This window comes from Desulfosporosinus sp. I2, from assembly GCF_000960765.1.
In the GTDB taxonomy this organism is placed as follows: Bacteria; Bacillota; Desulfitobacteriia; order Desulfitobacteriales; family Desulfitobacteriaceae; genus Desulfosporosinus.
The window spans coordinates 1-853 of the sequence record NZ_JYNH01000298.1 but is presented as its reverse complement, the minus strand read 5'-3'; the positions used below and the strand labels follow the sequence as shown (position 1 = coordinate 853).

1 protein-coding gene is annotated in these 853 nt (G+C 26.8%); it reads right to left on the bottom strand.

Features of this window, described 5'->3' with window-relative positions; genetic code table 11:
- Positions 1 to 167 precede the first annotated feature (167 nt).
- Positions 168 to 542 (bottom strand): SLATT domain-containing protein, encoded by a 375-nt coding sequence (locus tag UF75_RS25790; RefSeq protein WP_242860440.1) that lies wholly within the window; start codon positions 540 to 542, stop codon positions 168 to 170.
- Positions 543 to 853: the final 311 nt, after the last annotated feature.

Below are 853 nucleotides of genomic sequence, written 5' to 3'. Positions count from 1 at the left end.
AGTTTAACAAAGTCAAAAATTTAATTTTTTGTAAAAGTATGTTATTATTTTTTTGCTATTAATTTAATTTAATGTCTTGATATTTCGACGCTTACTTTTAAATAATCAAAATTCCGAATGAATTTTTCTAACATGTTAAGTTAATTCTAAATAAGATAGTTTCGATATCATAAAAATATTTGTTTTTTTTCAATGGCTTCTAAGTTATCAGCCTTTATTATTTGTAATTTAGTATACAATTGGTCAAGTTTTATATAACAGGATTTTAAAGCAATAGCCCTATTTCTATAATTTCTGGAAGTTATAAATAATGAAACACTAAGTAATCCAATAGATGCAATCACAGAAATTAAAGACAAAGCAGAATTTGAATGTTCAGGGAAAAGATTCCAAATTGATAAGCACACTAATATTACAGAATAATAAATAAAAATAAATTGAGCATAAAGTTCAGCTTTTTCTAAACGCTCTGATGCTACAATTCTGCATTTTCTAGTAATCCATATTTTACGCAATAAAGAGTCGATAAGTTCATTCGTCATAGATTCCAAATCCAAACCTTCCATATAAAAGTTGAAAGCCCTTGATATTGTTAAAATATTACCTATAAATAGGTCAATAATAATGGAGAATATGAGTTCCATTGTTACTTAGATTGATAATATTCCTAAACAGGAATCATCTCGTTAGAGATAAGGGCTTTCAATATCTTACTATTCTAAAAAACTTTACGAAATCCTTCCTTATATGCGAAATAATGTTATATTTTTTTAAGTCAAGTCGGTATATAACTTGCAGATGGACACAGATCTACTAATGCCATTATAGCCTTACCAGGGCAATTCAACTGATG